Below are 24,556 nucleotides of genomic sequence, written 5' to 3' on the forward strand. Positions count from 1 at the left end.
GGAGCCTGACATGACCCTTCCCATCCGGATCGCGCCCTCCATTCTCGCCGCCGACTACGCCAGGCTCGGCCAGGAAGTGCGCGACGTCGTCGCCGCCGGCGCCGACTGGGTCCATCTCGACATCATGGACGGGCATTTCGTGCCGAACATCTCCTTCGGCCCCGATGTCATCAAGGCGCTGCGCCCGCACACCGACGCGTTCTTCGACTGCCACCTGATGATCTCGCCGGCCGACCCGTATCTCGAAGCCTTCGCCAAGGCCGGCTGCGACAGCATCACCGTGCATGCCGAGGCCGGGCCGCATCTCGACCGCTCGCTGCAGGCGATCCGTGCGCTCGGCAAGCGCGCCGGCGTATCGATCAACCCAGCGACCTCCGAAAGCGTGCTCGATTACCTCCTGGACAAGATCGACCTCATCCTCGTCATGACGGTCAATCCCGGCTTCGGCGGCCAGAAGTTCATTCCGGCGATGCAGGAGAAGCTGCGCCGCGTGCGCAAGATGGTCGGCGACCGGCCGATCGACATCCAGGTGGACGGCGGCATCGCGGTCGACACGATCGCCATTCCCGCGGCGGCCGGCGCGAATGTCTTCGTCGCGGGCTCGGCCATCTTCGGCGGCGGCAACATCGACGCCTATCGCAAAACCATCGAGACGCTGCGCGCCAATGCGGAGGGAGCCCGCGCTTGAGGATCCTGCGCAACGCCGTGACGGCGCTTGCCGCCTGTCTCATGACGGCGATGGGCGCCGTGGCCGGGGACTTTTCCACGTTCCAGTCCATCGGCTTCTCGCCCGACGGCAAGGTCTATGCCTTCGAGGAATTCGGCGTTCAGGACGGCTCGGGCTTTCCCTATTCCACGATCTATTTCATCGACACGGAAAAGGACGCCTATCTGCCCGGCACGCCGGTGCGCGTGCGCATCGATGACGAACAGGCCGGGCTTTCCAAAGCGCGGGCGGATGCAATGGCCAAGGCCGCGCCGATGATCGGGAAGAATGGGCTTCTCGACAATCCCGGCGTGCTCGCCGCGTTCAACCCGATGGGCCAGCTCGGCGTGGACCGCAGCCGCATCGAATACTACCCCTTCGCCATCGAGCCCATGCCAGGCGGAAGCTATGCCCTTGCGCTCGACGAGATCGCGCTGCCGCTGCCGGAAAAATGCCGTGACGTGACGCCCCACGGCGGCAAGGGCTTCCGCCTGCGTCTCGTGCAGGATGACGGCAAGCCGACGGACCGCACGGTCTACGAGGACGGGCAGGTTCCCGACAGCCGCAACTGCCCGCTCACCTACCAGCTCTCCGGGGCGCTGACCTTCCCGGTGCCGAACGGCGAGCGGGTGCATGTGGCGCTGGTGCTGGTGCGCAGCGTCGGTTTCGAGGGCGACAACGGCCGGTGGATCGCCGTGCCCTTCCGGCCATGACATGAAGCAGACGGCATCCGTGACGGGCTTGAAGGATGCGGCGCCGGACCATTCGTTGCCGCCGGTTTTTCCATCGCCGGCTCTCTGTCTCGGCGGGGCGCTGTGCTGGGGCATCGCGATGGCGGCATGCGCCTACGTCTCGCTCGTCATGCACGACCGGCTGCCGTCCTTTCACCTGCGCCGGCTTCTTCTCATCTATTTCGCCGGCGGTACCGCCGCCTGGCCGATCGTGCTGCCGATGGCGCGCTTCCTGTCGCGCCGGCGCGGGGCAGAGGTGCGCTTTGCGGCGCATTTCGCCGTGCTGAGCGTGGGGACCGTCGCGGTTACGGCATTTGTCTTCGCGCTGGACTACCGCCTGTTCTATGCCCAGTGGCACGAACCCTTCGGCACGGTCATCTGGGCCTTCCAGTTCGCATTCACCACGGCGGGCGCGATCTACCAGTTCCTCGTCATGGGCCTCGGGCTCTATCTTCCGGTCGGGCTGCCGGTGCTTGCCGGCGCCAGTCTGTGGCTTGCCCGCGCCATGTCGACCGCCATGCGTTGAGCTTGCCGCCCATCTTTGCTAAAGCGGCGGCAATTCCCACCTTCCCAAGGAAAGTCTAGAGCCGATGATCCCTCGCTATTCCCGACCGGACATGGTCGCCATCTGGTCGCCCGAAACGAAGTTCCGCATCTGGTTCGAGATCGAAGCCTATGCCTGCGATGCGCTGGCAGACCTCGGCGTCATCCCGAAGTCGGCCGCCGAAACGATCTGGGAAAAGGGTGGCAAGGCCGAATTCGACGTCGCCCGCATCGACGAGATCGAGGCCGTCACCAAGCATGACGTCATCGCGTTCCTGACGCACCTTGCCGAATTCGTCGGTCCCGACAGCCGCTTCGTGCATCAGGGCATGACCTCCTCCGACGTGCTGGACACCACCTTCAACATCCAGCTCGTGCGCGCTGCCGATATCCTGCTGGCCGACATGGACCGCGTTCTGGCGGCGCTGAAGGCCCGCGCCTTCGAGCACAAGGACACGATCCGCATCGGCCGCAGCCATGGCATCCACGCCGAACCCACCACGATGGGCCTGACGCTCGCCCGCTTCTATGCCGAAATGGACCGCAACCGCGCCCGTCTCGTGGCCGCCCGCGCGGAAATCGCGACCGGCGCGATCTCCGGCGCCGTCGGCACCTTCGCCAATATCGATCCGCGTGTCGAGGAGCACGTCTGCGAAAAGCTCGGCCTGGTGCCGGAGCCGGTCTCCACGCAGGTCATTCCGCGCGACCGCCATGCCATGTTCTTCGCGACGCTGGGCGTCATCGCGTCCTCCATCGAGAACGTCGCGATCGAAATCCGCCACATGCAGCGCACGGAAGTCCTGGAAGCCGAAGAGTTCTTCTCGCCCGGCCAGAAGGGTTCCTCCGCCATGCCGCACAAGCGCAACCCGGTTCTCACGGAAAACCTCACGGGTCTGGCCCGCCTCGTGCGCATGGCCGTGACGCCGGCCATGGAGAACGTCGCGCTGTGGCACGAGCGCGATATCTCGCATTCCAGCGTCGAGCGCGGCATCGGCCCCGACACCACCATCACCCTCGACTTCGCGCTGAACCGTCTGGCCGGCGTCATCGAGAAGCTGGTGATCTATCCGGACAACATGCTCAAGAATCTCAACAAGTTCCGCGGCCTTGTTCATTCGCAGCGCGTCCTGCTTGCCCTTACGCAAGCCGGAACCTCGCGCGAGGACGCCTATCGCCTCGTGCAGCGCAACGCCATGAAGGTCTGGGAACAGGGCAAGGACTTCCTCGAGGAGCTTCTGGCCGACGCGGAGGTGCGTGCAGCGCTTTCCGAGGAAGAGATCCGCGAAAAGTTCGATCTCGGCTATCACACCAAGCACGTCGACACGATCTTCCGTCGCGTCTTCGGCACGGTCTGATCGTCCCGACAGGTACGAAAAAGCGATGACGCAGGACGCGTCATCGCCGCCCCCCTTGAATTCCGCACGCACCGATAGCACATCCGCGCCCATGAAAGTTTCGGAAGCAGACATCCTCATCATTCCCGGCTACACGAATTCGGGCCCGGACCACTGGCAGAGCCGCTGGGAGCAGAAGCTCTCGACGGCGCGGCGTATCGAACAGGCGGAGTGGGCGAAGCCGGTGCGTGAGGATTGGGTTCAGCGCGTCGTGGAAGAGGTCGCAGCCGCGACGAAACCCGTCGTGCTCGTCGGCCATTCGCTCGGCGTGACCGCAGCCATCCATGCCGCGCCGCATTTCAACAACAAGGTGGCAGGCGCCTTCTTCGTCGCGCCGCCGGATGTCGCCAGTCCCGATATCCGCCCCAAACACTTCATGACGTTCGGCCCCTACCCGCGCGACCCGCTGCCGTTTCCCTCTATCGTCGTGGCAAGCCGAAACGATCCCTTCGGCACCTATGAACATGCCGACGACATCGCCGCCGCCTGGGGATCGCTGATCCTTGATGCTGGCGAAGCAGGACACATCAACGCACAGTCCGGTCACGGCCCGTGGCCGGAAGGTACGATGGTATTCGCGCAGTTCCTCAGCAAGCTGAAAGCTTAGCAAGTCGTGACTGAGCGGAAATCCCTAGAAATCCGCCGCGCCCGTGACATTCACAACGCTTCCCGGCACCCCGTCAGCTAGACAGCAAAAAGCCGCCGGGCGAGGCACGGCGGCTTTCAAATATTGTTTGCAGCCAATCGATCAGCCGGCTTCGATCTGGGACACGGCGACGGCGAGAAGCTCGACCATCTGCAGGCGGATCTCGTCTTCGGTGCGCGCCACGCCGGCTGCGTCGAAGTCGGCCTTGACCTTGCGCACGACATCCTCGTGGCCGGCCTCTTCGAAGTCGGCGGCAACGACCTCCTTGGCATAGGCGTCGGCATCGTCACCGCTCTTGCCCAGCAGGCCGGCAGCCCAGAGGCCGAGCAGCTTGTTGCGACGCGCCTCTGCCTTGAAGCGAAGCTCCTCATCAAGCGCAAACTTGGCTTCGAAGGCCTTTTCCCGATCGTTGATGCTGGCCATAGATTACTCCCGTCGATTCTTTTGCCCCGTTTGGGCTTCCAAGCCCATAAATCAAAACGCCGGGAAAAGTGCAATGCGAACTTTTGTCCCGCTGTAACTTCACCGAAACGCCGGAAATCGGGGGATCGGGCGGAACGCCGATTGTTAAACTGCGGCATTTCGTTTATGGGAGCGCAAACGAACGACACCCGCGCAGCCCAAGAGCGCCAACAACCGAGATAAAAACCATGAACCGTCGCCGCCGTATCTACGAGGGCAAGGGCAAGATTCTTTATGAGGGTCCCGAGCCGGGCACGCTGATCCAGTTTTTCAAGGACGACGCCACCGCCTTCAACAAGAAGAAGCATGACGTCATCGACGGCAAGGGCGTGCTGAACAACCGGATCTGCGAGTATCTCTTCACGCAGCTGAACAAGATGGGCATTCCGACCCATTTCATCCGCCGCCTCAACATGCGCGAGCAGCTGATCAAGGAAGTCGAGATCATCCCGCTCGAAGTGGTCGTGCGCAACGTGGCCGCCGGCTCGCTGTCGAAGCGCCTCGGCATCGAGGAAGGCACCGTCCTTCCCCGCTCGATCATCGAATTCTACTTCAAGGCCGATGCGCTCGAGGACCCGATGGTCTCCGAGGAACACATCACGGCCTTCGGCTGGGCGAGCCCCCAGGAACTCGACGATATCATGGCGCTCGCCATCCGCGTCAACGACTTCCTGTCCGGCCTCTTCCTCGGCGTCGGCATCCAGCTCGTCGATTTCAAGATCGAATGCGGCCGTCTCTACGAAGGCGACATGATGCGCATCATCATCGCCGACGAGATCTCGCCGGACAGCTGCCGTCTCTGGGACATCGCGACCCAGGAAAAGATGGACAAGGACCGTTTTCGCCGCGACATGGGCGGACTTCTGGAAGCCTACCAGGAAGTGGCCCGCCGCCTCGGCGTCATCAATGAGAACGAGCCCGTGCGCGGCACCGGCCCCGTTCTGGTGAAATAACACGCTCCCAAGGATGGAACGATAGACATGATCAAGGCACGCGTAACGGTTACGCTGAAGAACGGTGTTCTCGACCCGCAGGGCAAGGCGATCGAAGGCGCCCTCGGCAGCCTCGGTTTCGACGGCGTCGGCCAGGTCCGTCAGGGCAAGGTCTTCGACCTCGAGCTTGAGACCGCCGACCGCGCCAAGGCTGAGGCCGATCTCAAGGCCATGTGCGAGAAGCTGCTGGCCAACACGGTAATCGAGAACTATACTATCGCCCTCGCCTGACGGTTGAAGGGACGAAGCAATGACGGATATTTCGCAGGAGTTAATGTTCGAGCTCATGAAGCGTATCCAGTCTGACCTTACCACACTTAAGGACGGACAGCGGGATATGCGGCAGGATATCGTGAGCCTGCGAAATCACATGCATGTCATGCAAGGGGACGTCAACAACCTACACAGCAGCATGGCTCAGGTGTTGACACGTCTCGACCGTATCGAAAACCGCCTCGAATTGCGTGAACTCGCCGAGGCCCAGGCAAGGTTTGAACCACACCCATGAAGTCCGCCGTCGTCCAGCTCCCCGGCCTCAACCGTGACCGCGACATGATCGCGGCGTTGACCAAGATTTCGGGCGTCGCGCCCGTCACCGTCTGGCAGACCGAAACGGACCTGCCGGATGTCGACCTGATCGTCATCCCCGGCGGCTTCTCCTATGGTGATTACCTGCGCTGCGGTGCCATTGCCGCGCGCATGCCCGTCATGCAGGCGATCAAGGCGAAGGCCGAGGCCGGCGTGAAGGTTCTCGGCGTCTGCAACGGCTTCCAGATCCTGCTCGAAGCGGGCCTTCTGCCGGGCGCGCTGATGCGCAATGCCTCGCTGAAATTCGTCTGCCGCGAGGTGAAGCTGGAAGTGGTGAACGCCGATACGGATTTCACCCGCGCCTATGACAAGGGCCAGATCATCCGCTGCCCCGTCGCCCACCACGACGGCAACTATTTCGCCGATGCCGAGACGCTCGCCGCCATCGAAGGCAACGGCCAGGTCGTCTTCCGCTATGCAGACGGCACCAATCCGAACGGCTCGATCAACGACATTGCCGGCGTGATGAACGCCAAGGGCAACGTGCTCGGCCTGATGCCGCATCCGGAAAACCTCATCGAGGCCGCCCATGGCGGCTCGGATGGCCGCGGCCTCTTCGCATCGGTGCTCGACGTAATCGCTGCTTAACCGGTCCTTGTTATCAAGGGCGCATGTTCGCTTCCGAAAGGCTTTCCATGCGCCCCCTTCCGTCCGTCAAGCTCATCCTGCCGCTCGCTCTCGCCGCGGCTCTGGCCGGCTGCCAGACGAAGACGCCGGCGCCGAAGCCGAACGGCGCAGCCCTGCCGACGATGGAGCGCGTTGCGCTCGGCGCCAATGCGTGCTGGTTCAAGTCGGGTGATCCGGCCTTCAAGGCCTATCGCCTTGCGCCCGAGCTGAATTCCTTCTCCGGCCGGCCGCGCATTCTTGTCGTGCACCGCAATTCGCCGGAATCGCGCCCGCTGCTCGTCGTGCAGGCTGAAGGCAATCCCGCCAAGCTCGACGCCTTCGGTCCGCTGATGAGCGAGCCGGTCGGCGCCCGCATCGCAACCGACGTCAGGCGCTGGGCGGCCGGCGGCAAGGGCTGCTGAGCCTCAGTCCCAGTAGAACGATTTCGCGACCTCCCGCCGCGCCGCGCTGCGGGAGATGCCGATATCCTCGAGCTGCGAGTCGGTGAGATCGAGGAGCGCATAGCGCGTGCGGCGCTTCATGACCCAAATCCGGTAGACACGCACCGTCCGCTGCAAGAACGAGCGCACCGGAAGGACCGGCGCCCGAAGGGCTTGGGAACCAATTGCATCGATTGTCATCATAATTCTCCTGAACTTGTCACAAGACGTGTGACAATTGGTGCATTCAGGAAATAATTGACTCCATAGACGGTGCAACATATGAATTGGCACCATGACAAATTGGCTCCCCAATCTTCAGGCCACGGACGGCCCGCTCTATGTCCGCATTGCCGACCAGATCGAGCAGGCGATCGGCATCGGCGCGCTTCCCGCCGGCAGCAAGCTGCCGCCGCAACGCAATCTCGCCTATGACATCGGCGTCACCATCGGCACCGTCAGCCGCGCTTACGCGATGGTGCGCGAGCGCGGTCTGGTCAGCGGCGAGGTTGGACGCGGGACCTATGTGCTGGGCTCGGGCGACAACGACAGCGCCGCCGCGGTCGATACCGTCAGCGCCCGCCTGATCGGCACCCGGGCGTCGAGCGCACCACCCGGCAAACTGCGCTTCGACACGACGGCAGCCACCAATGTCGGCCAGTCCTCGGCCATCACGGATATCGTCGCAGCGATCTGCCGTGAGCAGCCGAGCGAGATCGCGAGCTATACGCGCAGCTTTCCGGCCGACTGGCTGGAGGCGGGGCGCCGCTGGCTGAAGCACGGCGACTGGCAGCCCGGCCATGACAGCATCGTTCCCACGCTCGGCGCCCACGCCGCTGTCATCGCCGCCGTTTCGGTCATCACCGCGCCGGGCGACCGCATCGTTTTCGAACATGTCACCTATTCACAGGTCAGCCGCGGCACGGCGCTGATCGGCCGCCAGAGCGTGCTGGTGGATTCCGATGCCGACGGCGTGCTCCCTGACGACTTCGAGCGGGTCTGCGTCCAGCAGCACCCCAAGCTCGCCTTTCTCATGTCGTCGGCCCAGAACCCGACGCTCGCCACCATGCCGGAAGAACGGCGGCGCGCGATTGCCGCCATCGCCAAGCGGCACAATGTCTTCCTCGTGGAGGACAATCTCTACGGCGGATCGACGGAGAACGGCCTGCCGCTCATCGCGGAGCTGGCGCCGGACCGCACCTTCCTCGTTGGCGGGCTTTCCAAGAGCGTCGCGGCAGGCGTGCGTGGCGGATGGATCGCCTGCCCGCCGCACCTTGCCCAACGCGTGCGCATCGCCCACAAGATGGTGAGCGGCGGCCTGCCGTTCCTGCTCGCTGAGCTTGCCGCGCGGCTGGTGCTATCAGGCACGGCGGAAGCCATCCGGGCGCGGGTTTCTGACGAGGTGATGGCGCGCGAGGCGCTGGTCCGCGAAATCTTCGCCGGCCTCGAGTTCAATTCGCATCCGCGCGTGCCCTTCGTCTGGCTCAAGTTGCCCGACCCCTGGCTTTCGGGCACCTTCCGGCAGGCTGCCTTCGCCGAGGACGTGCTCATCGACGACGAGGACGAATTCAAGGCGGGCCGTTCTGAAAAGACCTTCCACCGGGTGCGGATCGGCATTTCATCGCCGGCAAACCGGCAGGATGTGGTTGCCGGCCTCACAAGGCTGCGCAGGCTCATCACGTCGGGGCCGAGCGGTTACGACAGCCCGGCCTGAAAGCCGTGTCCGCCTGTGATTCCCGGTCATTTTCCTGTCGCGCTGCACGGCGGCTTGGGGTAAAGAGACCCCAATCCTGCCCTCCACGACAAGACGAGCGACGATGACCATTTCGAACACCCGCCCGATCACACCGGAGCTGATTGCCGCCCACGGGCTGAAGCCGGACGAATACGACCGCATCCTTTCGCTGATCGGCCGCGAACCCACCTTCACCGAGCTCGGCATCTTCTCGGCCATGTGGAACGAGCATTGCTCGTATAAATCCTCCAAGCGTTGGCTGCGCACGCTGCCGACCAAGGGTCCGCGCGTCCTCCAGGGCCCCGGCGAGAATGCCGGCGTCGTCGACATCGATGACGGCGACTGCGTCGTCTTCAAGATGGAGAGCCATAACCACCCGTCCTATATCGAGCCCTATCAGGGCGCGGCAACCGGCGTCGGCGGTATCCTGCGCGATGTCTTCACCATGGGCGCGCGGCCCATTGCCGCCATGAACGCGCTGCGCTTCGGCGAGCCGGACCATCCGAAGACCCGCCACCTCGTTTCCGGTGTCGTCGCCGGCGTGGGCGGATACGGCAATTCCTTCGGCGTGCCGACCGTCGGCGGCGAGGTCGAGTTCGATCCGCGCTACAACGGCAACATCCTCGTCAACGCCTTCGCCGCCGGCCTTGCCAAGTCCAACGCCATCTTCCTTTCGGAAGCCAAGGGCGTCGGCCTGCCGGTCGTCTACCTCGGCGCAAAAACCGGTCGTGACGGCGTGGGCGGCGCGACCATGGCATCCGCCGAATTCGACGAGACGATCGAAGAGAAGCGCCCGACCGTGCAGGTCGGCGACCCCTTCACCGAAAAGTGCCTGCTGGAAGCCTGCCTCGAGCTGATGCAGACCGGCGCCGTCATCGCCATCCAGGACATGGGTGCGGCCGGCCTCACCTGCTCGGCCGTGGAAATGGGTGCCAAGGGCGACTTGGGCATCGAACTGAACCTCGATCTGGTTCCGGTCCGCGAAGAGCAGATGACCGCCTACGAGATGATGCTGTCGGAAAGCCAGGAGCGCATGCTCATGGTTCTGGAACCCGCCAAGGAAGAGGTCGCCAAGGCGATCTTCGTCAAGTGGGGTCTGGCCTTCGCCATCGTCGGCTACACCACCGACGACCTGCGCTTCCGCATCCTGCACCAGGGCGAGGAAGTGGCGAACCTGCCGATCAAGGACCTCGGCGACCAGGCCCCGGAATATGATCGCCCGTGGCGCGAACCCGGCAAGCCCGCACCGCTGCCGGCAAATCTGGTGGCTGAACCGGAAAACTACGGCGACGCCGTGCTGAAGCTGGTCGGCTCGCCGAACCAGTCGAGCCGCCGCTGGGTCTACGAGCAGTATGACACGCTCATCCAGGGCAATTCCCTGCAGATCCCCGGCGGCGACGCCGGCGTCGTACGCGTCGAAGGCCATGCCAGCAAGGCGCTCGCCTTCTCCTCCGACGTCACCCCGCGCTATGTCGAGGCCGATCCGTTCGAAGGCGGCAAGCAGGCCGTGGCCGAATGCTGGCGGAATATCACGGCGACCGGCGCCGAACCGCTTGCCTCAACCGACAACCTGAACTTCGGCAATCCCGAAAAGCCGGAAATCATGGGCCAGTTCGTCAAGGCCATCGAAGGCATCGGCGAGGCCTGCCGCGCACTCGACTTCCCGATCGTCTCCGGCAACGTCTCGCTCTACAACGAGACGAACGGCATCGCGATCCTGCCCACCCCCACCATTGCCGGCGTCGGCCTGCTGCCCGACTGGTCGGTCATGGCCAAGATCGGCGGCGCAAAGGACGGCGACCAGCTGATCCTCATCGGCACGGACGGCGGCCATCTCGGCCAGTCCGTCTATCTGCGCGACGTCGTCGGCAAGATCGACGGCCCCGCCCCGGAAGTGGACCTGCATGCCGAACGCCGCAACGGCGACTTCGTGCGCTCGGCCATCCGCAACGGCCAGGTCACCGCCTGCCACGACATTTCCTCGGGCGGCCTTGCCATCGCGCTCGCCGAAATGGTCATGGCCTCCGGCAAGGGCGTCATGGTGGACCTGTCGGATGCCAATGGCCCGGCGCATGCCGTTCTGTTCGGCGAAGACCAGGCCCGCTACGTGATCGCGGTTCCCGCCGACCTCGCGAACTTCATCTGCGCCAGCGCGGAAGGCGCAGGCGTGCCGTTCCGCCGCCTGGGCACCGTGGGCGGCGACGCGCTTGCCGTGGACGGCCTGTTGTCGCTGTCGATTGAGCAATTGCGCAACACCCATGAATCGTGGTTCCCTGACTTCATGGATGGCAACGGCACCGCCGCTGCCGCCGCGGAATAAATAAGGGAGCAGTTTCATGGCCATGTCACCGGGCGATATCGAAGACCTCATCAAATCCGGCATTCCGGGAGCGAAGGTGGTCATCCGCGATCTTGCCGGCGACGGCGACCATTACGCTGCCGAGGTCGTCGCGGAAGCCTTCCGCGGCAAGACCCGCGTGCAGCAGCACCAGATGGTCTATGACGCGCTGAAGGGCAATATGGGCGGCGTGCTGCACGCCCTCGCCCTCCAGACCTCCATTCCGGATTGACGCCATGGCTGGCCTTCTCAACGAACTCGTCAGCGGCGTGGTCGATGCAGCCCTCAAGGAGGTGCTGAAGAAGGCCGGCGTGCGCAAAACAACGACGACCAAGCGTACGCGCCGCAAGACCACGACGCGCAAGAAGGCCTCCGGCGGGCTGCTCGGCGATATCATCGAAGCAGCCCTGAAGCCCGCGAAGAAGCCGGCCAAGCGGCCGCGCAAGCAGGTGAGCCGGCGTCGCACGGCCGCCAGCCGCAGCAGCCAGCGCAGCCGCTAGGCGCGGCTTGCGCCGCTCCGCAAAGAGGGACCTCGGAACGTGACCGCAGACAACAGCTCGGCCACAAGCGGGCAACCCGGCATCCTTTTCGTCGCCCTCGGTTATATCGCCGCCGTCCTGACCGCGACGACGGTGGTGATCGTGCTGCTTTACTTCTGGTCGGGCGCGAGCGACGGCCTGTTTGAGATTTTCGTCGTCGGCCTCGCCTACACCTTCGGCTGCGCACTTCCCGGCTTCATCGTCACGGTCGTCCTCGCGCGCGTTCTCCAGGTGAGGGCCTGGCTGTTCTTCGTGATTGCCGGCGGCATAGACGGCCCGTTCTCGCTGGTGTTCATCGACCGCTCGCTGCTGAGCGACGCCCTCGCTGTCATGGTTCTTGCCGGCGGCCTGGCAGGCGGCCTCATCTACTGGCTGGTCGGCTATTATCGCCGCGGTGGCGCGGCCGCCTGAAAAACACGGCGTGCATTTTTTGCACGCGGACTTCTGGCAATTGTCACACGAGGTTGTTATCTAGGGCGAATGGTTCATCCCATCGGCCCTTGAAGCCGATTTGCTAGGGAATATGGAAATGAGCGGCATCCACGATTTCATCGACAACGAAGTCAAGACCAACGACGTCGTGCTCTTCATGAAGGGCACACCGGAATTCCCGCAGTGTGGGTTCTCCGGCCAGGTCGTCCAGGTGCTGGATTATGTCGGTGTGGACTACAAGGCGATCAACGTGCTCGCGGATGCCGATATCCGCCAGGGCATCAAGGACTATTCCAACTGGCCGACCATTCCCCAGCTCTATGTGAAGGGCGAATTCCTCGGCGGTTGCGACATCGTGCGCGAAATGTTCCAGGCGGGCGAATTGCAGTCCCACCTTCAGGAACAGGGTATTGCGATCAAGGGTGCTGCCTGACGATATGCGGTCTTCAGACTGCCGATATTGCAAAGGCGCCGCAACCCAGCGGCGCCTTCTCTCATTTTTGGAATGAATTGATATGTCCGGACTTTCCCCCGAAGCCGCCCAGCGCCTGAAAGGCATGGGCAAGATAGAATTCATCGCGCTCATGGCCCTGCTGATGGCGCTGAACGCGCTCGCCATCGACATCATGCTGCCGGGTCTCCAGGAGATCGGCGCCAGCCTCGGCGTCGAGAGCGAGAACCACAGGCAATATGTCATCTCGGCCTACCTGATCGGCTTCGCCTTCGCGCAGTTGCTGTACGGCCCGGTCTCCGACCGGTTCGGCCGGCGCATTCCCATGTTCGTGGGCCTAGGGATCTATGTCGTGTCGTCGCTTGCCGCGATCCTCGTTCCGAGCTTCACCGCCCTTCTCGTGCTGCGCTTCGTTCAGGGCATCGGCTCGGCGGCCATGCGCGTCATCACCGTGTCCATCGTGCGCGATATCTTCGGCGGCCGCGCGATGGCGGAGGTCATGTCGCTGATCATGATGGTGTTCATGGTCGTTCCCGTCATGGCGCCCGGCATCGGCCAGGTGGTGATGGTCTTCGGCGACTGGCACCTGATCTTCGTCTTCATGGCCGTGATGGCCGCGGCGGTCTGGGCTTGGATGTATTTCCGCCTGCCGGAAACGCTGCATGAGGACGATGTGCGTCCCTTCACGGTGCGCTCGGTCCTTCAGGGCTTCCGCATCGTCCTCACCGACCGTGTGGCGCTCTGTTACACCCTGGCGAGCACCTTCATCTTTGGGGCGCTCTTCGGCTTCATCAACTCCGCGCAGCAGATCTATGTTGGCATCTACGGGCTCGGTGTGTGGTTCCCGGTCGCCTTCGCGGCGGTCGCGGCCTTCATGGCGCTGTCGTCCTTCGTCAATGCCCGGCTCGTCGGTCGCTTCGGCATGCGCCGCCTGTCGCACGGCGCGCTCCTCGGCTTCCTCGGCGTGAACGCGCTTTGGCTGGTCCTGACGCTGCTCTGGCCGACGCACCTGCCCTTCGCCCTGTTCCTCGTGCTGTTCGCGCTCGCGATGTTCCAGTTCGGCTGGATCGCCTCGAACTTCAATTCGCTGGCAATGGAACCGCTCGGCCATGTCGCCGGCACCGCGTCGTCCGTGCTCGGCTTCATGGGCACGGCCGGCGGCACCGTGGTGGGCGCCGTCATCGGCCAGTCGTTCAACGGAACCGCCCTGCCGCTCGTGCTGGGCTTCTTCTCGCTCTCCGTTATCGGCCTGATCTTCGTGCTGATCGCCGAACACGGCAAGCTCTTCCAGCCGCACAACAAGGCGACGTGACGGCGAGAGCGAGATCATCTGACAAGGAAAGGCCCGGCCGCGAAAGCGACCGGGCCTTTTCTCATTCCATCTGAAACCCACTCAGTCGACGAAGACTTCGCGCCGCAGCAGTTCCCAGCTGTCCTTGTCCGGCGCGACCAGCAGGCCGCCGCCGACATGGTGCGGCTCGTACGGCTTGCCGTCGAAACGGGCGGCGTAGGCGCCGGCTTCCTGCGCTATCAGCGTGCCGGCCAGGTGATCCCAGGGCATCAGCTTGTTGTACATCAGATAATGCAGGTGCCCGCCGGCGAAAGTGCGGTACTCGTGGGCCGCGCAGCGATAGTTCGAGACATACGCGACCTTGGCGAGGTTGGACAGCACGCGTGCACGCCGCTCGCGATCGAAGAAACTGGTGGAGGCCATGCCGGTCATCTCTTCCAGCGGCGCCGCCCCGCGCGCCTTGAGCTTGACGGCCGGCCGGTGGCCGCCGGTCTGCCAGGCGCCGCCGCCCTTCTCCGCCATGACGAAATCGTCGCCCATCGGATCGTAGATGATGCCGCCGACGGTCTGGCCGCCCGAGACGATGGCCGCCATCACGCCGAACATCGGAACGCCGGCGGCGAAATTGAACGTGCCGTCGATCGGATCGACCACGATGGCGAGGTCGGCATCGGCAAGCTTCGGCAGCAGCGCCGGATCGGCCGCCACCGATTCTTCGCCGACGAACAGCGCGCCCGGAAACTGCGCCTCCACCTCCCGCTTGATGAAGCGCTCCGCCGCCTCGTCGGCGATCGTCACGAGATCGTTCGCATCCGCCTTGGTGTGGACGTCACCCTTTGCGAGCGCGCGGAACCGCGGGCGGATTTCGGCTTCGGCCGCCTGTGCGAGCACCAGCGCAAGGGCATTGATATCAATCGTCGTCATTCTTGTCTTACCGTTTCGAGGGAGGAGAAATCGAAGAGCTTCGGATCGAGCAGATGGGAGGGATTGGCATGGCCGAGCGCACGCAGCATGGTGTCCTTGCGGCCCGGCATGCGCGTTTCGATATCGGCCAGCATCGCCTTCATCGCGTTGCGCTGCAGCCCGTCCTGCGAGCCGCAGAGATCGCAGGGAATGATCGGAAAATGCATGGCGGCGGCAAATTTCGCCAGATCGTCCTCCGCCGCATAGGCGAGCGGACGCAACACCATCAGGTCGCCCTCGTCATTCAGCAGCTTCGGCGGCATGGTCGCCAGCCGGCCGCCATGGAAGAAGTTCATGAAGAAGGTTTCGAGAATGTCCTCGCGATGATGCCCGAGCACCAGCGCGTCGCAGCCCTCCTCGCGGGCGATGCGGTAAAGGTTGCCGCGCCGAAGCCGCGAGCACAGCGAGCAATAGGTCGCCCCCGTCGGCACCTTTTCCTTCACGATCGAGTACGTGTCGCGATATTCGATGCGATGCGCGATGCCGATGGACTTCAGGTATTCCGGCAGGATGTGCTTGGGAAAGTTCGGCTGGCCCTGATCGAGGTTGCAGGCGATCAGCTCGACCGGCAGCAGGCCGCGCCATTGCAGATCCATCAGCAGCGCCAGCAGGCCGTAGCTGTCCTTGCCGCCCGAAAGGCCGATCAGCCAGCGTTTCTGGCCCTTCAGCATGGCGAAATCGTCCATCGCCTGCCGCACCTGACGCAGCAGGCGCTTGCGCAATTTGTTGAAAGACACGCTGGACGGCGCATTCGAAAAGAGCGGATGGCGGCCTTCGTCCGGGGTGTCGTCTTCGGTTTCGGCGAGTGCGAGGGTCATGCGCCTGCAATGCCCCGAACCGCCCACACAATCAAGCCCCGAAGATGGACCAGCCGGTGCGCGCCGCCAGCATTTCGAGCGCCAGCGATCCGAGAAGCGAATTGCCGTTGTCGTTGAGCCCGGGAGACCAGACGGCGACCGACGCCTTTCCCGGTGCGACGGCCAGGATGCCGCCGCCCACGCCGCTCTTGCCCGGCAGGCCGACCCGGTAGGCGAAGTCGCCGGAGCCGTCATAGTGGCCGCAGGTCAGCATCAGCGCATTGATGCGTCGCGCCCGAAGGTGCGAGACCACGCGGTGGCCGGTCAGCGGATTGATGCCGCTGTTGGCGAGGAACAGCCCTGCCCGCGCCAGCTGGCGGCAGCTCAGCGCGAGGGCGCATTGGTGGAAATAGACGCCGAGCACCAGTTCGGCGGCATGGTCGAGCTTGCCGAAGGAGCGCAGGAAGTTGGCCAACGCGAAATTGCGGAAGCCCGTCGCCTGCTCGGAGCGCGCCACATCCTGATCGACGATGATGTCGTCCTCGTCGGCGAGATAGCGCATGAAGCGCACGATCTCGCCAATCGCCTCCTTCGGCGTATGCCCGGCCAGCACGAGGTCGGTAATGGCGATGGCGCCCGCATTGATGAAGGGATTGCGCGGAATGCCGCCCTCATATTCCAGCTGGACGATGGAGTTGAACGCGGATCCCGATGGCTCGCGGCCGACGCGTTTCCAGATCGCCTCGCCATGCTTGCCGAGCGCCAGCGTCAGCGTGAAGACCTTGGAAATGCTCTGGATGGAGAAAGGCTCCTGCGCATCGCCGACCAGGTGCACGGCACCGTCGACCGTCACGACGGCCATGCCGAATTTCTTCGGGTCGACATGGGCAAGCTGGGGAATGTAATCGGCGACCCTGCCCTCGCCGCGCCGTGACGACAGACTGTCATGGATATCGTCGAGGATGGCCTGCAGATCCATCATGCACTGTCCCCCAAAGAAAAAGCCGCCAATCTCTTGGCGGCTTCTCCGGATTTGGCAAGGTGTCGTTCGCGATTAACGCGAGTAGAATTCGACAACCAGGTGCGGTTCCATGACGACGGCGTAGGGCACGTCGGAGAGAACCGGGACGCGAACGAAGGTCGCGACCATCTTGTTGTGATCGACTTCGATGTAGTCCGGAACGTCGCGTTCAGCCAGCGAAACGGATTCGAGGACCGTGACGAGCTGCTTGGACTTGTCCTTGACTTCGATGACGTCGCCCGGCTTGCAACGGTAGGAGCCGATGTTGACGCGAACACCGTTGACCTTGACGTGGCCGTGGTTGACGAACTGACGGGCAGCGAAGACCGTCGGAACGAACTTGGCGCGGTAGACGATCGCGTCCAGGCGCGATTCGAGCAGGCCGATCAGGTTTTCCGGGGTGTCGCCCTTGCGGCGTTCGGCTTCAGCGAAGATCGCGCGGAACTGCTTCTCGCGGATGTCGCCATAGTAGCCCTTCAGCTTCTGCTTGGCGCGCAGCTGCACACCGAAGTCCGAAAGCTTGGACTTGCGGCGCTGGCCGTGCTGGCCCGGGCCGTATTCGCGGCGGTTGACCGGGGACTTCGGACGGCCCCAGATGTTTTCGCCCATGCGGCGGTCGATTTTGTACTTGGATGCAGCGCGCTTGCTCATCGCATTTCCTCTAAGTCTTGTTATGGCCAGCCCGTTGCCGGGCCGGCTCTAAGGAAACACGCCCTCCTCTGAACCTTGTGGGTTCCGACAGGCTTCTCACGATCGCGACCGGAGAATCCACGGGACATGTCAAATGAAACACCGGACATTTCTGCCCGGCGCTGGCGGGGTCATTAGGGGAGTTTTACAAAACTGTCAACGAGCAAAGCCCGGAAAATCCGCCTATTCCGCCGCATCGCGGTGGGAATCGGCAAGGTCCGGCCCGTTGGCATCCCCCGGCAGCGTCTCGCAGCCGAGATCCGGGAAGGCGACGATGCGGTGGCCGGCGAGATCGCTGTGTACCACGACCAGCCCCTGCTCCTCGAAATAGCCGAGCAGGCGCCGCGCCCGGCGGGCCGAATGCGTGCCGTAGGCGCGCGCGATGCGGGCATCCGACGGGCAGGCAAGGCCGCGCACCGCGGCCTGCGCGATGAGCAGGAAGACGCCCTGGAGGTCCTCCGTCACGCTATGCGACAGGTCGAGCGCCCTGCCCCAGATCTCTGTTGCGGCCGTCTCGGCATCGACACCCGAGCGTGCGACGGCCATCTTGCGCCGGAAGGCCGACAGCGACAGGGGCGCGCCGGGCACGCGGCGAATGCGGCAGCGCACGAGAAAATCCTGGAACAGCTCGGCATCGGCGCGGAACGCCGCTTCCGGATTGCCGAGGATTTCGGCCAGCGCCTGATCGAGCAGGATTTCGCGCTCCTCAGGAGAGATTTCCGGCGCCGGTGCCTTCGCCTCCGCCTGAACCGGCTCCGGGCGTGCGCGGGAAAGTTCGGCCAGGATATCCGTCGTCGGCCGCGGCGCGGGCGGTGCGCGGCGCACCAGCGGGCGGGAGAATTCGTCAGGGTCGGGTGTGAAGATCAGGTCTTCGACATCCTGCGGCGCGTCCGGCAGCGGCATCAGCTTGGGACTGGTCGAGCGTGCGGAGGTCTCCACAGCACCGATCGTCACCGGCAGCGGGCGGCGCGACAAGGCCGGGCCGAGTGCCACGAAGGAGCCGCGCGGCAGGTCGCGGAACATTTCCGCCTGCCGGCGATCGAGGCCGAGCAGATCGGCGGCGCGCGCCATGTCGATATCGAGGAAGGTACGGCCCATCAGGAAGTTCGAGGCTTCCGCCGCGACGTTCTTGGCAAGCTTGGCAAGACGCTGCGTGGCGATAACGCCGGCAAGACCACGCTTGCGGCCGCGGCACATCAGGTTGGTCATCGCGCCGAGCGAGAGTTTGCGGGCCTCTTCCGAGACTTCACCGCTGACGGCAGGCGCAAAAAGCTGCGCCTCGTCGACCACGACGAGCACCGGATACCAGTAGTCCCTGTCGGCATCGAACATGGCGTTGAGAAAGATGCCGGCCGCACGCATCTGCTCGTCGGCCTCCAGGCCTTCGAGCGAGAGCACACAGGATACGCGATGCTGGCGAATGCGGTTGGCGATGCCGACAAGCTCGGCCTCGGTGCGCTGCCCATCCACGACCACATGGCCGAAGCGGTCGGACAGCGTGACGAAATCCCCCTCGGGGTCGATGATGACCTGCTGCACCCATTGCGCGGACTGTTCGAGCAGGCGGCGCAGAAGATGCGACTTGCCCGATCCCGAATTGCCCTGCACCAAGAGGCGCGTCGCCAAGAGTTCCTCGATATCGAGCTTGGCCGGTGCGCCGCCCTGCACCGTTCCCATGTCGATGCCGACCTTCATCCCGTTCCTCGTTTCTGAAATCTGCGATTCGCCCGGCCGCCACCGGGCAACCGGCAAGCCCTAGCACGAAATGCCGACCCGTCACCTCAGGCTTTTGAAAAACCCACAGGGAAAGCCGCTTCACACCACGCGCAGGCCGAAACCCTGCATCAGGCGGCGGGTGGAGAAGTCGGGGTTGCCGGAGGTGAAGATCGCGATGTCCTCGCCCGGCGCCAGCGTTTCGAGCGGCGGCACGAGGCGGCGGGCCTGCCGGGCGATGGCTTCGGCCGGGTCGAGCCAGTCGACCGGCCAGGGCGCCAGCTTGCGGAAGAGGTTCGCCATGAAGGGGTAGTGCGTGCAGGCCAGCACGACGATATCCGTCTTGCGGCCCATCTCGTCCACGAAGCAGGGAATGATTTCCGCGCGCACCGCCTCGTCAGACAGGGTCTCGCCCCGGATATAGGCCTCGGCCATGCGGGCAAGATGTTCCGAGCCGACGAGGCGCACGTCGCATTGCGTGGCAAACGACTGGATCAGGTCGCGGGTATAGGCGCGCTTGACCGTACCGGGGGTGGCAAGCACCGAGACGTGGCCCGAGCGGGTGCGCTCGGCCGCCGGCTTGATGGCCGGTACGGTGCCGACGAACGGCATGTGCGGGAACGACGCGCGCAGATCCGCGCCGACGAGCGTGAAGGCGGTGTTGCAGGCGATGACGCAGATTTCCGGATCGTGCTCGTGCAGCAGCCTTGCGAAGAGGTCGACGACATGCGCCTTCAGCGCCGGCTCCTCCCAGCCGCCATAGGGAAAGCCCGCATCGTCGGCCACATAGGTGAAATGCCGCTCCGGCATCAGCACGCGCGCCTCGCGCAGCACCGTCAGGCCGCCGATGCCGCTGTCGAACATCAGGATCGGTTTTGGACTAGTCGATGTCACGAGGCACCTTGGGCCGGCGGTTGCGGGTTCGGTTCGGATTGGCCGCGCCGCGCGGTGATTCGCGGGTGAAGCGGTCGAGGCAGGAAATCACGCCGCGCAGCACCTGGATCTCCGTGCCGGTGAAGGAAGGACGCGTCAGAATGGCGCGCAGGTTCTCCACCAGTTTTGGCTTTTTTTCGGCAGGCCGGAAGTAGCCGCGCGCATCCAGCGTTTCCTCGACGTGATCGAACAGGCCCTGGAGCTCTTCCTTCTGGGCCGGACGCTGCGGCAGCGCGCTGAACGGCGTCACCTCGACGGATGAAAGACCGCTCTTCATCCATTCGTAGCTCATCAGCAGCACAGCCTGGGCGAGATTGAGCGATGCGAAGGCCGGATTGACCGGGAAGGTCACGAGTTCGTCGGCGAGCGCAATCTCCTCGTTGGTGAGGCCCGTGCGCTCGCGGCCGAAGAGGATGCCGGTCTTCTGCCCTGCCCGGAAGCGCGTGCGCAGGTCATCGGACGCCACGACCGGCGAGCGGACCTCCTTGTAGCCGTAGCGGTCGCGCGCCGTCGTCGCATAGACGAATTCGAGGTCGGCGATCGCGGCCTCCAGCGAGGGAAAGACCGTGGCGGCGGCAATGACGTGATCGGCCTTGCTGGCGGCCGAAATCGCCTTCTCGCTCGGCCAGCCGTCGCGCGGATTGACGAGCCGCAGTTCCGCCAGCCCGAAATTCGCCATGGCGCGCGCCACCATGCCGATATTCTCGCCCAGTTGCGGATGAACGAGAATGATCGCCGGTCCTTCGGCGATCAGCGTGCGTTCGCTGTTCGTGCCTGCCATGCCCTATATCCCTAGAAAAACCGGGCCTCAGTGGCACAATTGACCGGAAATGAAAAGCGTTACTGGCCGCCGGCGGCTGCTTCCGCACCATAGCGTGCCAGTTCGCCCAGCTCTTCCTTGAGGGTCGATTCGTCCTCGCCCTCACGCACCATCTCGTCGATGACGGGCCGCCCGTCTTCCTCGATCACCTTGAAAACCAGCGTCGTCTTGGCCTGCGAGGGGTCGCGCTCGGGGAAACAATGGGTGTTGTCGAAGGTCACGGTCACGTCGTCCGCGCCGTCCTTGGGCGTGCCCTCGGTGATCGTCAGGTCCTTCAGCGAACAGCCGTCCTGGCCGCTGACGATGGGATCGTAGCCGAAGGGCGAGCCGCCATCGTCATAGGCCGGATATTTCGCGGCCTCGCGATATTTCGCGACGAGATCCTTGCTGTAGAGCCGCCTCAGGAAATCCTCGTTGAAATAGTCGATGTAGTCGGGCGCCGTCTCGGTATCCTCCTTCATCTCCTTCCAGTTGCTGGCGGTGGCCGCCATCAGCTCCTCCACGGGCGCCTTGAAGGCGGCGGCATGGGCCGAAATCGGGATCAGGACGGCAAGGGCGGCGAGACCGAGGCGCGACATCACACTCTCCATTGGCTGGCGGCAGACGAAGTCGCATGCCCGCGACTCTTCTGAAACGGAATTCTGGCGAAACTTATTCCGCCGCGCGTGGAAAATAAACCGGCTCGCCCCGTGCCCGGCTTTGCCTTCCCGGCCGTGAGTGCTATAGGGCCACTCGGTTCTTTCAAGTCCACGATCCGGGGCGTTCCGCCCCTACAAGCACGAGGCTCCTCATGGCAAAGATCAAGGTCGCCAATCCCGTCGTCGAACTCGATGGCGACGAGATGACGCGCATCATCTGGCAGTTCATCAAGGACAAGCTGATCCATCCGTATCTGGACATCGACCTTGAATACTACGATCTCGGCATGGAAAACCGCGACGCCACCGACGACCAGGTGACAATCGATGCCGCAAACGCCATCAAGAAGCACGGCGTCGGCGTCAAGTGCGCCACCATCACGCCGGACGAGGCCCGCGTCGAGGAATTCAAGCTGAAGAAGATGTGGAAGTCGCCGAACGGCACGATCCGCAACATCCTCGGCGGCGTCATCTTCCGCGAGCCGATCATCGCCAAGAACGTCCCGCGTCTGGTTCCCGGCTGGACCAAGCCGATCATCGTCGGCCGCCACGCCTTCGGCGACCAGTACCGCGCCACCGACTTCAAGTTCCCCGGCAAGGGCAAGCTGACGATGAAATTCGTCGGCGAAGACGGCAAGGAAATCGAATACGACGTGTTCGACGCGCCGTCTGCCGGCGTGGCCATGGGCATGTACAACCTCGACGATTCGATCACCGAATTCGCCCGCGCGTCGTTCAACTACGGCCTGCAGCGCAAGGTTCCGGTCTATCTCTCGACCAAGAACACCATCCTCAAGGTCTATGACGGCCGCTTCAAGGATATCTTCCAGCAGGTCTTCGACGCCGAATTCGCCGAGAAGTTCAAGGAAGCCAAGCTCTGGTACGAGCACCGCCTGATCGACGACATGGTCGCTTCGGCGCTGAAATGGTCCGGCGGTTACGTCTGGGCGTGCAAGAACTACGACGGCGACGTGCAGTCCGACATCGTGGCGCAGGGCTTCGGCTCGCTCGGCCTGATGACCTCCGTCCTGATGACACCCGATGGCAAGACGGTGGAAGCCGAAGCCGCGCACGGCACGGTGACCCGTCACTACCGCCAGCACCAGAAGGGCGAGGAAACCTCGACCAACTCGATCGCCTCGATCTTCGCCTGGACGCGTGGCCTTGCCCACCGCGCCAAGCTGGACGGCAATGCGGAACTGGCGAAGTTCTCCGAAACGCTGGAGAAGGTCTGCGTCGAGACCGTCGAATCCGGTTTCATGACCAAGGATCTGGCGCTCCTCATCGGTCCCGACCAGCCGTGGCTCTCCACCACCGGCTTCCTCGACAAGATCGACGAGAACCTCCGCAAGGCCACGGCGGCCTGATCGGCATCCACATGCATGAGAAGCCCGGCCATCGCGCCGGGCTTTTTTTTATTGGGGCGGGTTTGCCGCCGCGGGCCTTAGGAAGCCGTGTTGCCATCCGGCTGGAGCGGCAGGCCGATCTCCGTCAGCAGCGCATCGGGCGCCACATCGCGCGGGCTGTTGAGGTAGTGCTCGAACATCACCTCGTCGCGGATCGACCGGCCCGACGCGGGCAGCCATGCCTCGAAGAGCCAGCGATAGGCAGCACCCATATTCGCATAAGGCCCCTGATGACGCAGCACGGCATAGTCTCCGCCGGACAGCGTGCGCTGTTCCAGTGGCGATGCGACGGCAGACGCGGCATCGACCGTGACACAGGCAAAGGAGCGCAGCTTGTCCTCGGCGACAAGATCGGGATCGTCGAGATACAAGCCGATCATGCGCATGCCGGGCCGAAAGAGGCCGCGCGCATAGAGCGTGCCATAGAGCGCCTCGAAGGCCTTGCCGATGCCCATATAGGACCCGGTATGCGGAATGCAGAGCAGGTCTTGCGGCGGGAGCGTGCGGATGGTGACGTCGAACATGCCGGTGGTTTCCTCTTGGTTTTCCGTTGCGTAGGCACGGTGGGGTCCCTCCCGCCTGTAGCGGGCCGGCGGCATGCCATAGGCAGCCGAAAAGGCCCGCGTGAAGGATTGAAGGTTGGGATAACCCCATCGCGCGGCGATATCGCGAACGGGACGATCGCTGCGCACCAGATCACCCGCCGCCCGGTGCAGGCGAAGCCGCCGAACGGTCATGGCCAGCGTCTCCTTGTGAACCGCGCGATAGACCCGATGCCAGTGATGTGCGGACAGGCAGGCAATTTCAGACAGGCGGTTGAGATCAAGCTCCTCGTCCAGGTGATCGTGGATATAGTCTGAAACGCGCGTCAGACGCTTCTCGTAGGCCGCCCATATGTCATTGCTGCGCATGTCTCGCCTCCCGTTCGCATGCCTCGAACCATGGCACGGCCCGACTTCGCAAATCTTGCTCATCTGCAGGGCCGCGCGGTTTTCCCTTGCGAGCGGTCTGATCCTGAGCGATGTGCATGGCAAAGTGCACCATCAGCCACTATCCTGCGGAATTCATGAGGAGTTTCACACCGGAGACGACATGGCGCATTTTAGGATTGTTTATCAGAGTTATCCGCTCGATCTCGCCGTTCAGGAACCGCGCATCACCTTGCGGGCGAACAGTGGATCCTGGCCCGGCCAGACGCTGGAAGACTATGTCGTCCTGAACTTGAACGTGACATCCCCGAAATTCTTCTTCGATCCCAACAATGACCCCGAGGATGACGTTTCCCAATGGTTGAACCCGGCGCTTGATACACAATGGCTCAAAATACCGGTGAAGCGCTTTGAGAACCGCGATTATCGCAGCCTGCAGGACATCCGGGCAGACTTCCAGGGCGAAGGAACGCGAAACGCCTTGACGGGTGAGGACTGGTGGGAAGCGCCCGGCCTCATCACCACCTACAGCGACGAGTTTTTCATGCGTGCGGACATCGCCATCCGTCACGACGGCAACGGCACGTTTTCGGTTCAGCTTTCAGGCACAACCTAGGTCGACACGGCCTTTGACATCGCCTTCAGCGCTCCCCTCAGCGTCAGGTTGGTCGGCTATCGCAACACGGCGACGAAAGATGATCTTTTGGGCTGGTTCGACCGTTTTCTCAAGAAAGACGACTTCGCCTTTACGT

Annotated in this window: 30 protein-coding genes; 19 read left to right on the forward strand and 11 right to left on the reverse strand. The window is 63.8% G+C overall.

Annotated features, from left to right (window positions below; genetic code table 11):
* Window positions 1–10: 10 nt before the first annotated feature.
* The 5 genes from rpe (at window position 11) to K6301_RS07730 (ending at window position 3,981) form a co-directional block, all read left to right on the forward strand.
* On the forward strand, window positions 11–688 hold the full coding sequence (gene rpe / locus K6301_RS07710; protein WP_247220312.1) for a ribulose-phosphate 3-epimerase: 678 nt from the start codon (window positions 11–13) through the stop codon (window positions 686–688).
* The gene (locus K6301_RS07715) at window positions 685–1,419 is read left to right on the forward strand and encodes a DUF2259 domain-containing protein (protein ID WP_247220314.1); all 735 of its coding nucleotides are present in this window, start codon (window positions 685–687) and stop codon (window positions 1,417–1,419) included. The genes rpe and K6301_RS07715 overlap by 4 nt, the downstream gene beginning before the upstream one ends.
* A gap of 1 nt (window position 1,420) precedes the next feature.
* A complete protein-coding gene (locus K6301_RS07720) occupies window positions 1,421–1,963 on the forward strand; it encodes a hypothetical protein (RefSeq protein WP_247220316.1) in 543 nt (180 codons plus the stop codon).
* A 64-nt stretch (window positions 1,964–2,027) separates the two neighbouring features.
* Window positions 2,028–3,335 (forward strand): adenylosuccinate lyase, encoded by a 1,308-nt coding sequence (purB, locus tag K6301_RS07725; RefSeq protein ID WP_247220318.1) that lies wholly within the window; start codon window positions 2,028–2,030, stop codon window positions 3,333–3,335.
* Window positions 3,336–3,426: 91 nt separating this feature from the next.
* Window positions 3,427–3,981, forward strand: coding sequence for an RBBP9/YdeN family alpha/beta hydrolase (locus K6301_RS07730; protein WP_247220320.1), 555 nt, complete (start codon window positions 3,427–3,429; stop codon window positions 3,979–3,981).
* 141 nt (window positions 3,982–4,122) lie between these two features.
* On the opposite strand, the gene K6301_RS07735 is transcribed toward K6301_RS07730, so the two are convergent.
* Window positions 4,123–4,443: a DUF1476 domain-containing protein gene (locus K6301_RS07735; RefSeq protein ID WP_247220321.1), complete on the reverse strand. Its 321-nt coding sequence runs from the start codon at window positions 4,441–4,443 to the stop codon at window positions 4,123–4,125.
* A gap of 227 nt (window positions 4,444–4,670) precedes the next feature.
* Here K6301_RS07735 and purC point away from each other — a divergent pair, with 227 nt between their 5' ends.
* The 5 genes from purC to K6301_RS07760 are packed head-to-tail and all read left to right on the forward strand — an operon-like array spanning window position 4,671 to window position 7,090.
* On the forward strand, window positions 4,671–5,435 hold the full coding sequence (purC, locus tag K6301_RS07740) for a phosphoribosylaminoimidazolesuccinocarboxamide synthase (protein WP_134650796.1): 765 nt from the start codon (window positions 4,671–4,673) through the stop codon (window positions 5,433–5,435).
* 27 nt (window positions 5,436–5,462) lie between these two features.
* Window positions 5,463–5,705: a phosphoribosylformylglycinamidine synthase subunit PurS gene (gene purS, locus K6301_RS07745; RefSeq protein WP_160872458.1), complete on the forward strand. Its 243-nt coding sequence runs from the start codon at window positions 5,463–5,465 to the stop codon at window positions 5,703–5,705.
* Window positions 5,706–5,724: 19 nt separating this feature from the next.
* Window positions 5,725–5,982, forward strand: a complete 258-nt coding sequence (locus K6301_RS07750; protein ID WP_241599069.1) for a hypothetical protein — start codon at window positions 5,725–5,727, stop codon at window positions 5,980–5,982.
* Window positions 5,979–6,650, forward strand: coding sequence for a phosphoribosylformylglycinamidine synthase subunit PurQ (gene purQ / locus K6301_RS07755; protein WP_134650799.1), 672 nt, complete (start codon window positions 5,979–5,981; stop codon window positions 6,648–6,650). The genes K6301_RS07750 and purQ overlap by 4 nt, the downstream gene beginning before the upstream one ends.
* Before the next feature lie 47 nt (window positions 6,651–6,697).
* Complete coding sequence (locus K6301_RS07760) at window positions 6,698–7,090, forward strand: hypothetical protein (protein WP_247220322.1); 393 nt, start codon at window positions 6,698–6,700, stop codon at window positions 7,088–7,090.
* Window positions 7,091–7,093: 3 nt separating this feature from the next.
* Here the strand turns inward: K6301_RS07760 and K6301_RS07765 are convergent, their stop codons facing one another.
* Window positions 7,094–7,309, reverse strand: coding sequence for a DUF1127 domain-containing protein (locus tag K6301_RS07765; RefSeq protein WP_247220323.1), 216 nt, complete (start codon window positions 7,307–7,309; stop codon window positions 7,094–7,096).
* A 94-nt stretch (window positions 7,310–7,403) separates the two neighbouring features.
* On the opposite strand from K6301_RS07765, the gene K6301_RS07770 reads away from it, so the two are divergent.
* The 7 genes from K6301_RS07770 to K6301_RS07800 all read left to right on the forward strand — a co-directional run bounded on the left by K6301_RS07770 (window position 7,404) and on the right by K6301_RS07800 (window position 13,915).
* Window positions 7,404–8,822, forward strand: coding sequence for an aminotransferase-like domain-containing protein (locus K6301_RS07770; protein WP_247220324.1), 1,419 nt, complete (start codon window positions 7,404–7,406; stop codon window positions 8,820–8,822).
* Window positions 8,823–8,925: 103 nt separating this feature from the next.
* A complete protein-coding gene (gene purL, locus K6301_RS07775; protein WP_247220325.1) occupies window positions 8,926–11,163 on the forward strand; it encodes a phosphoribosylformylglycinamidine synthase subunit PurL in 2,238 nt (745 codons plus the stop codon).
* 16 nt (window positions 11,164–11,179) lie between these two features.
* A complete protein-coding gene (locus K6301_RS07780) occupies window positions 11,180–11,413 on the forward strand; it encodes a BolA/IbaG family iron-sulfur metabolism protein (RefSeq protein WP_117366205.1) in 234 nt (77 codons plus the stop codon).
* Between the two features lie 4 nt (window positions 11,414–11,417).
* Entirely contained in the window at window positions 11,418–11,681 is a 264-nt protein-coding gene (locus K6301_RS07785; RefSeq protein WP_247220326.1) for a hypothetical protein, read from the forward strand.
* A gap of 39 nt (window positions 11,682–11,720) precedes the next feature.
* A complete protein-coding gene (locus K6301_RS07790; RefSeq protein ID WP_247220327.1) occupies window positions 11,721–12,131 on the forward strand; it encodes a hypothetical protein in 411 nt (136 codons plus the stop codon).
* Window positions 12,132–12,249: 118 nt separating this feature from the next.
* Window positions 12,250–12,585 carry a Grx4 family monothiol glutaredoxin gene (gene grxD / locus K6301_RS07795; RefSeq protein WP_160872462.1) on the forward strand — a complete coding sequence of 112 codons (336 nt, stop codon included), beginning with the start codon at window positions 12,250–12,252 and terminating at the stop codon, window positions 12,583–12,585.
* A 124-nt stretch (window positions 12,586–12,709) separates the two neighbouring features.
* Window positions 12,710–13,915, forward strand: coding sequence for a multidrug effflux MFS transporter (locus tag K6301_RS07800; protein ID WP_247220541.1), 1,206 nt, complete (start codon window positions 12,710–12,712; stop codon window positions 13,913–13,915).
* 81 nt (window positions 13,916–13,996) lie between these two features.
* Here K6301_RS07800 and K6301_RS07805 read toward each other — a convergent pair whose 3' ends face one another.
* From K6301_RS07805 to K6301_RS07840, 8 genes are all read right to left on the reverse strand, one after another.
* Window positions 13,997–14,818, reverse strand: a complete 822-nt coding sequence (locus K6301_RS07805) for an inositol monophosphatase family protein (RefSeq protein ID WP_247220329.1) — start codon at window positions 14,816–14,818, stop codon at window positions 13,997–13,999.
* Window positions 14,815–15,675 carry a tRNA 2-thiocytidine(32) synthetase TtcA gene (gene ttcA / locus K6301_RS07810; RefSeq protein WP_247220331.1) on the reverse strand — a complete coding sequence of 287 codons (861 nt, stop codon included), beginning with the start codon at window positions 15,673–15,675 and terminating at the stop codon, window positions 14,815–14,817. Before ttcA ends, K6301_RS07805 begins: the two co-directional genes overlap by 4 nt.
* 31 nt (window positions 15,676–15,706) lie before the next feature.
* Window positions 15,707–16,636, reverse strand: coding sequence for a glutaminase (locus tag K6301_RS07815; RefSeq protein ID WP_247220332.1), 930 nt, complete (start codon window positions 16,634–16,636; stop codon window positions 15,707–15,709).
* 72 nt (window positions 16,637–16,708) lie between these two features.
* Entirely contained in the window at window positions 16,709–17,326 is a 618-nt protein-coding gene (gene rpsD, locus K6301_RS07820; RefSeq protein WP_134650810.1) for a 30S ribosomal protein S4, read from the reverse strand.
* Window positions 17,327–17,548: 222 nt separating this feature from the next.
* Window positions 17,549–19,060, reverse strand: coding sequence for a helicase HerA domain-containing protein (locus K6301_RS07825; RefSeq protein WP_247220334.1), 1,512 nt, complete (start codon window positions 19,058–19,060; stop codon window positions 17,549–17,551).
* A gap of 120 nt (window positions 19,061–19,180) precedes the next feature.
* The gene (gene murI, locus K6301_RS07830; protein WP_247220336.1) at window positions 19,181–19,972 is read right to left on the reverse strand and encodes a glutamate racemase; all 792 of its coding nucleotides are present in this window, start codon (window positions 19,970–19,972) and stop codon (window positions 19,181–19,183) included.
* Entirely contained in the window at window positions 19,959–20,792 is an 834-nt protein-coding gene (locus K6301_RS07835) for an RNA methyltransferase (RefSeq protein WP_160872469.1), read from the reverse strand. Before K6301_RS07835 ends, murI begins: the two co-directional genes overlap by 14 nt.
* 59 nt (window positions 20,793–20,851) lie before the next feature.
* Entirely contained in the window at window positions 20,852–21,409 is a 558-nt protein-coding gene (locus tag K6301_RS07840) for a hypothetical protein (protein WP_247220337.1), read from the reverse strand.
* A 212-nt stretch (window positions 21,410–21,621) separates the two neighbouring features.
* On the opposite strand from K6301_RS07840, the gene K6301_RS07845 reads away from it, so the two are divergent.
* On the forward strand, window positions 21,622–22,836 hold the full coding sequence (locus K6301_RS07845) for an NADP-dependent isocitrate dehydrogenase (protein ID WP_247220338.1): 1,215 nt from the start codon (window positions 21,622–21,624) through the stop codon (window positions 22,834–22,836).
* 77 nt (window positions 22,837–22,913) lie between these two features.
* Here the strand turns inward: K6301_RS07845 and K6301_RS07850 are convergent, their stop codons facing one another.
* Window positions 22,914–23,786 carry an AraC family transcriptional regulator gene (locus K6301_RS07850; RefSeq protein WP_247220339.1) on the reverse strand — a complete coding sequence of 291 codons (873 nt, stop codon included), beginning with the start codon at window positions 23,784–23,786 and terminating at the stop codon, window positions 22,914–22,916.
* Between K6301_RS07850 and K6301_RS07855 the strand changes: the two genes are divergently transcribed.
* Window positions 23,770–24,420: a hypothetical protein gene (locus tag K6301_RS07855; protein ID WP_247220340.1), complete on the forward strand. Its 651-nt coding sequence runs from the start codon at window positions 23,770–23,772 to the stop codon at window positions 24,418–24,420. The two genes, K6301_RS07850 and K6301_RS07855, sit on opposite strands and share 17 nt — an antisense overlap.
* The last annotated feature ends 136 nt before the right edge of the window (window positions 24,421–24,556 follow it).

Origin of the sequence: Shinella oryzae (assembly GCF_023038235.1) — a bacterium.
Classification (GTDB): domain Bacteria; phylum Pseudomonadota; class Alphaproteobacteria; order Rhizobiales; family Rhizobiaceae; genus Shinella; species Shinella sumterensis.

What these genes read in the sequence shown, in the direction of transcription:
- rpe (WP_247220312.1), top strand. Translation starts at nt 11, where the DNA reads ATGACCCTTCCCATCCGGATCGCGCCCTCCATTCTCGCCGCCGACTAC.
- K6301_RS07720 (WP_247220316.1), top strand. Translation starts at nt 1,421, where the DNA reads ATGAAGCAGACGGCATCCGTGACGGGCTTGAAGGATGCGGCGCCGGAC.
- purB (WP_247220318.1), top strand. Translation starts at nt 2,028, where the DNA reads ATGATCCCTCGCTATTCCCGACCGGACATGGTCGCCATCTGGTCGCCC.
- K6301_RS07730 (WP_247220320.1), top strand. Translation starts at nt 3,427, where the DNA reads ATGAAAGTTTCGGAAGCAGACATCCTCATCATTCCCGGCTACACGAAT.
- K6301_RS07735 (WP_247220321.1), bottom strand. Translation starts at nt 4,443, where the DNA reads ATGGCCAGCATCAACGATCGGGAAAAGGCCTTCGAAGCCAAGTTTGCG.
- purC (WP_134650796.1), top strand. Translation starts at nt 4,671, where the DNA reads ATGAACCGTCGCCGCCGTATCTACGAGGGCAAGGGCAAGATTCTTTAT.
- purS (WP_160872458.1), top strand. Translation starts at nt 5,463, where the DNA reads ATGATCAAGGCACGCGTAACGGTTACGCTGAAGAACGGTGTTCTCGAC.
- K6301_RS07750 (WP_241599069.1), top strand. Translation starts at nt 5,725, where the DNA reads ATGACGGATATTTCGCAGGAGTTAATGTTCGAGCTCATGAAGCGTATC.
- purQ (WP_134650799.1), top strand. Translation starts at nt 5,979, where the DNA reads ATGAAGTCCGCCGTCGTCCAGCTCCCCGGCCTCAACCGTGACCGCGAC.
- K6301_RS07760 (WP_247220322.1), top strand. Translation starts at nt 6,698, where the DNA reads ATGCGCCCCCTTCCGTCCGTCAAGCTCATCCTGCCGCTCGCTCTCGCC.
- K6301_RS07765 (WP_247220323.1), bottom strand. Translation starts at nt 7,309, where the DNA reads ATGACAATCGATGCAATTGGTTCCCAAGCCCTTCGGGCGCCGGTCCTT.
- K6301_RS07770 (WP_247220324.1), top strand. Translation starts at nt 7,404, where the DNA reads ATGACAAATTGGCTCCCCAATCTTCAGGCCACGGACGGCCCGCTCTAT.
- purL (WP_247220325.1), top strand. Translation starts at nt 8,926, where the DNA reads ATGACCATTTCGAACACCCGCCCGATCACACCGGAGCTGATTGCCGCC.
- K6301_RS07780 (WP_117366205.1), top strand. Translation starts at nt 11,180, where the DNA reads ATGGCCATGTCACCGGGCGATATCGAAGACCTCATCAAATCCGGCATT.
- K6301_RS07785 (WP_247220326.1), top strand. Translation starts at nt 11,418, where the DNA reads ATGGCTGGCCTTCTCAACGAACTCGTCAGCGGCGTGGTCGATGCAGCC.
- grxD (WP_160872462.1), top strand. Translation starts at nt 12,250, where the DNA reads ATGAGCGGCATCCACGATTTCATCGACAACGAAGTCAAGACCAACGAC.
- K6301_RS07800 (WP_247220541.1), top strand. Translation starts at nt 12,710, where the DNA reads ATGGGCAAGATAGAATTCATCGCGCTCATGGCCCTGCTGATGGCGCTG.
- K6301_RS07805 (WP_247220329.1), bottom strand. Translation starts at nt 14,818, where the DNA reads ATGACGACGATTGATATCAATGCCCTTGCGCTGGTGCTCGCACAGGCG.
- ttcA (WP_247220331.1), bottom strand. Translation starts at nt 15,675, where the DNA reads ATGACCCTCGCACTCGCCGAAACCGAAGACGACACCCCGGACGAAGGC.
- K6301_RS07815 (WP_247220332.1), bottom strand. Translation starts at nt 16,636, where the DNA reads ATGATGGATCTGCAGGCCATCCTCGACGATATCCATGACAGTCTGTCG.
- rpsD (WP_134650810.1), bottom strand. Translation starts at nt 17,326, where the DNA reads ATGAGCAAGCGCGCTGCATCCAAGTACAAAATCGACCGCCGCATGGGC.
- K6301_RS07825 (WP_247220334.1), bottom strand. Translation starts at nt 19,060, where the DNA reads ATGAAGGTCGGCATCGACATGGGAACGGTGCAGGGCGGCGCACCGGCC.
- K6301_RS07835 (WP_160872469.1), bottom strand. Translation starts at nt 20,792, where the DNA reads ATGGCAGGCACGAACAGCGAACGCACGCTGATCGCCGAAGGACCGGCG.
- K6301_RS07840 (WP_247220337.1), bottom strand. Translation starts at nt 21,409, where the DNA reads ATGTCGCGCCTCGGTCTCGCCGCCCTTGCCGTCCTGATCCCGATTTCG.
- K6301_RS07845 (WP_247220338.1), top strand. Translation starts at nt 21,622, where the DNA reads ATGGCAAAGATCAAGGTCGCCAATCCCGTCGTCGAACTCGATGGCGAC.
- K6301_RS07855 (WP_247220340.1), top strand. Translation starts at nt 23,770, where the DNA reads ATGTCATTGCTGCGCATGTCTCGCCTCCCGTTCGCATGCCTCGAACCA.
- K6301_RS07850 (WP_247220339.1), bottom strand. Translation starts at nt 23,786, where the DNA reads ATGCGCAGCAATGACATATGGGCGGCCTACGAGAAGCGTCTGACGCGC.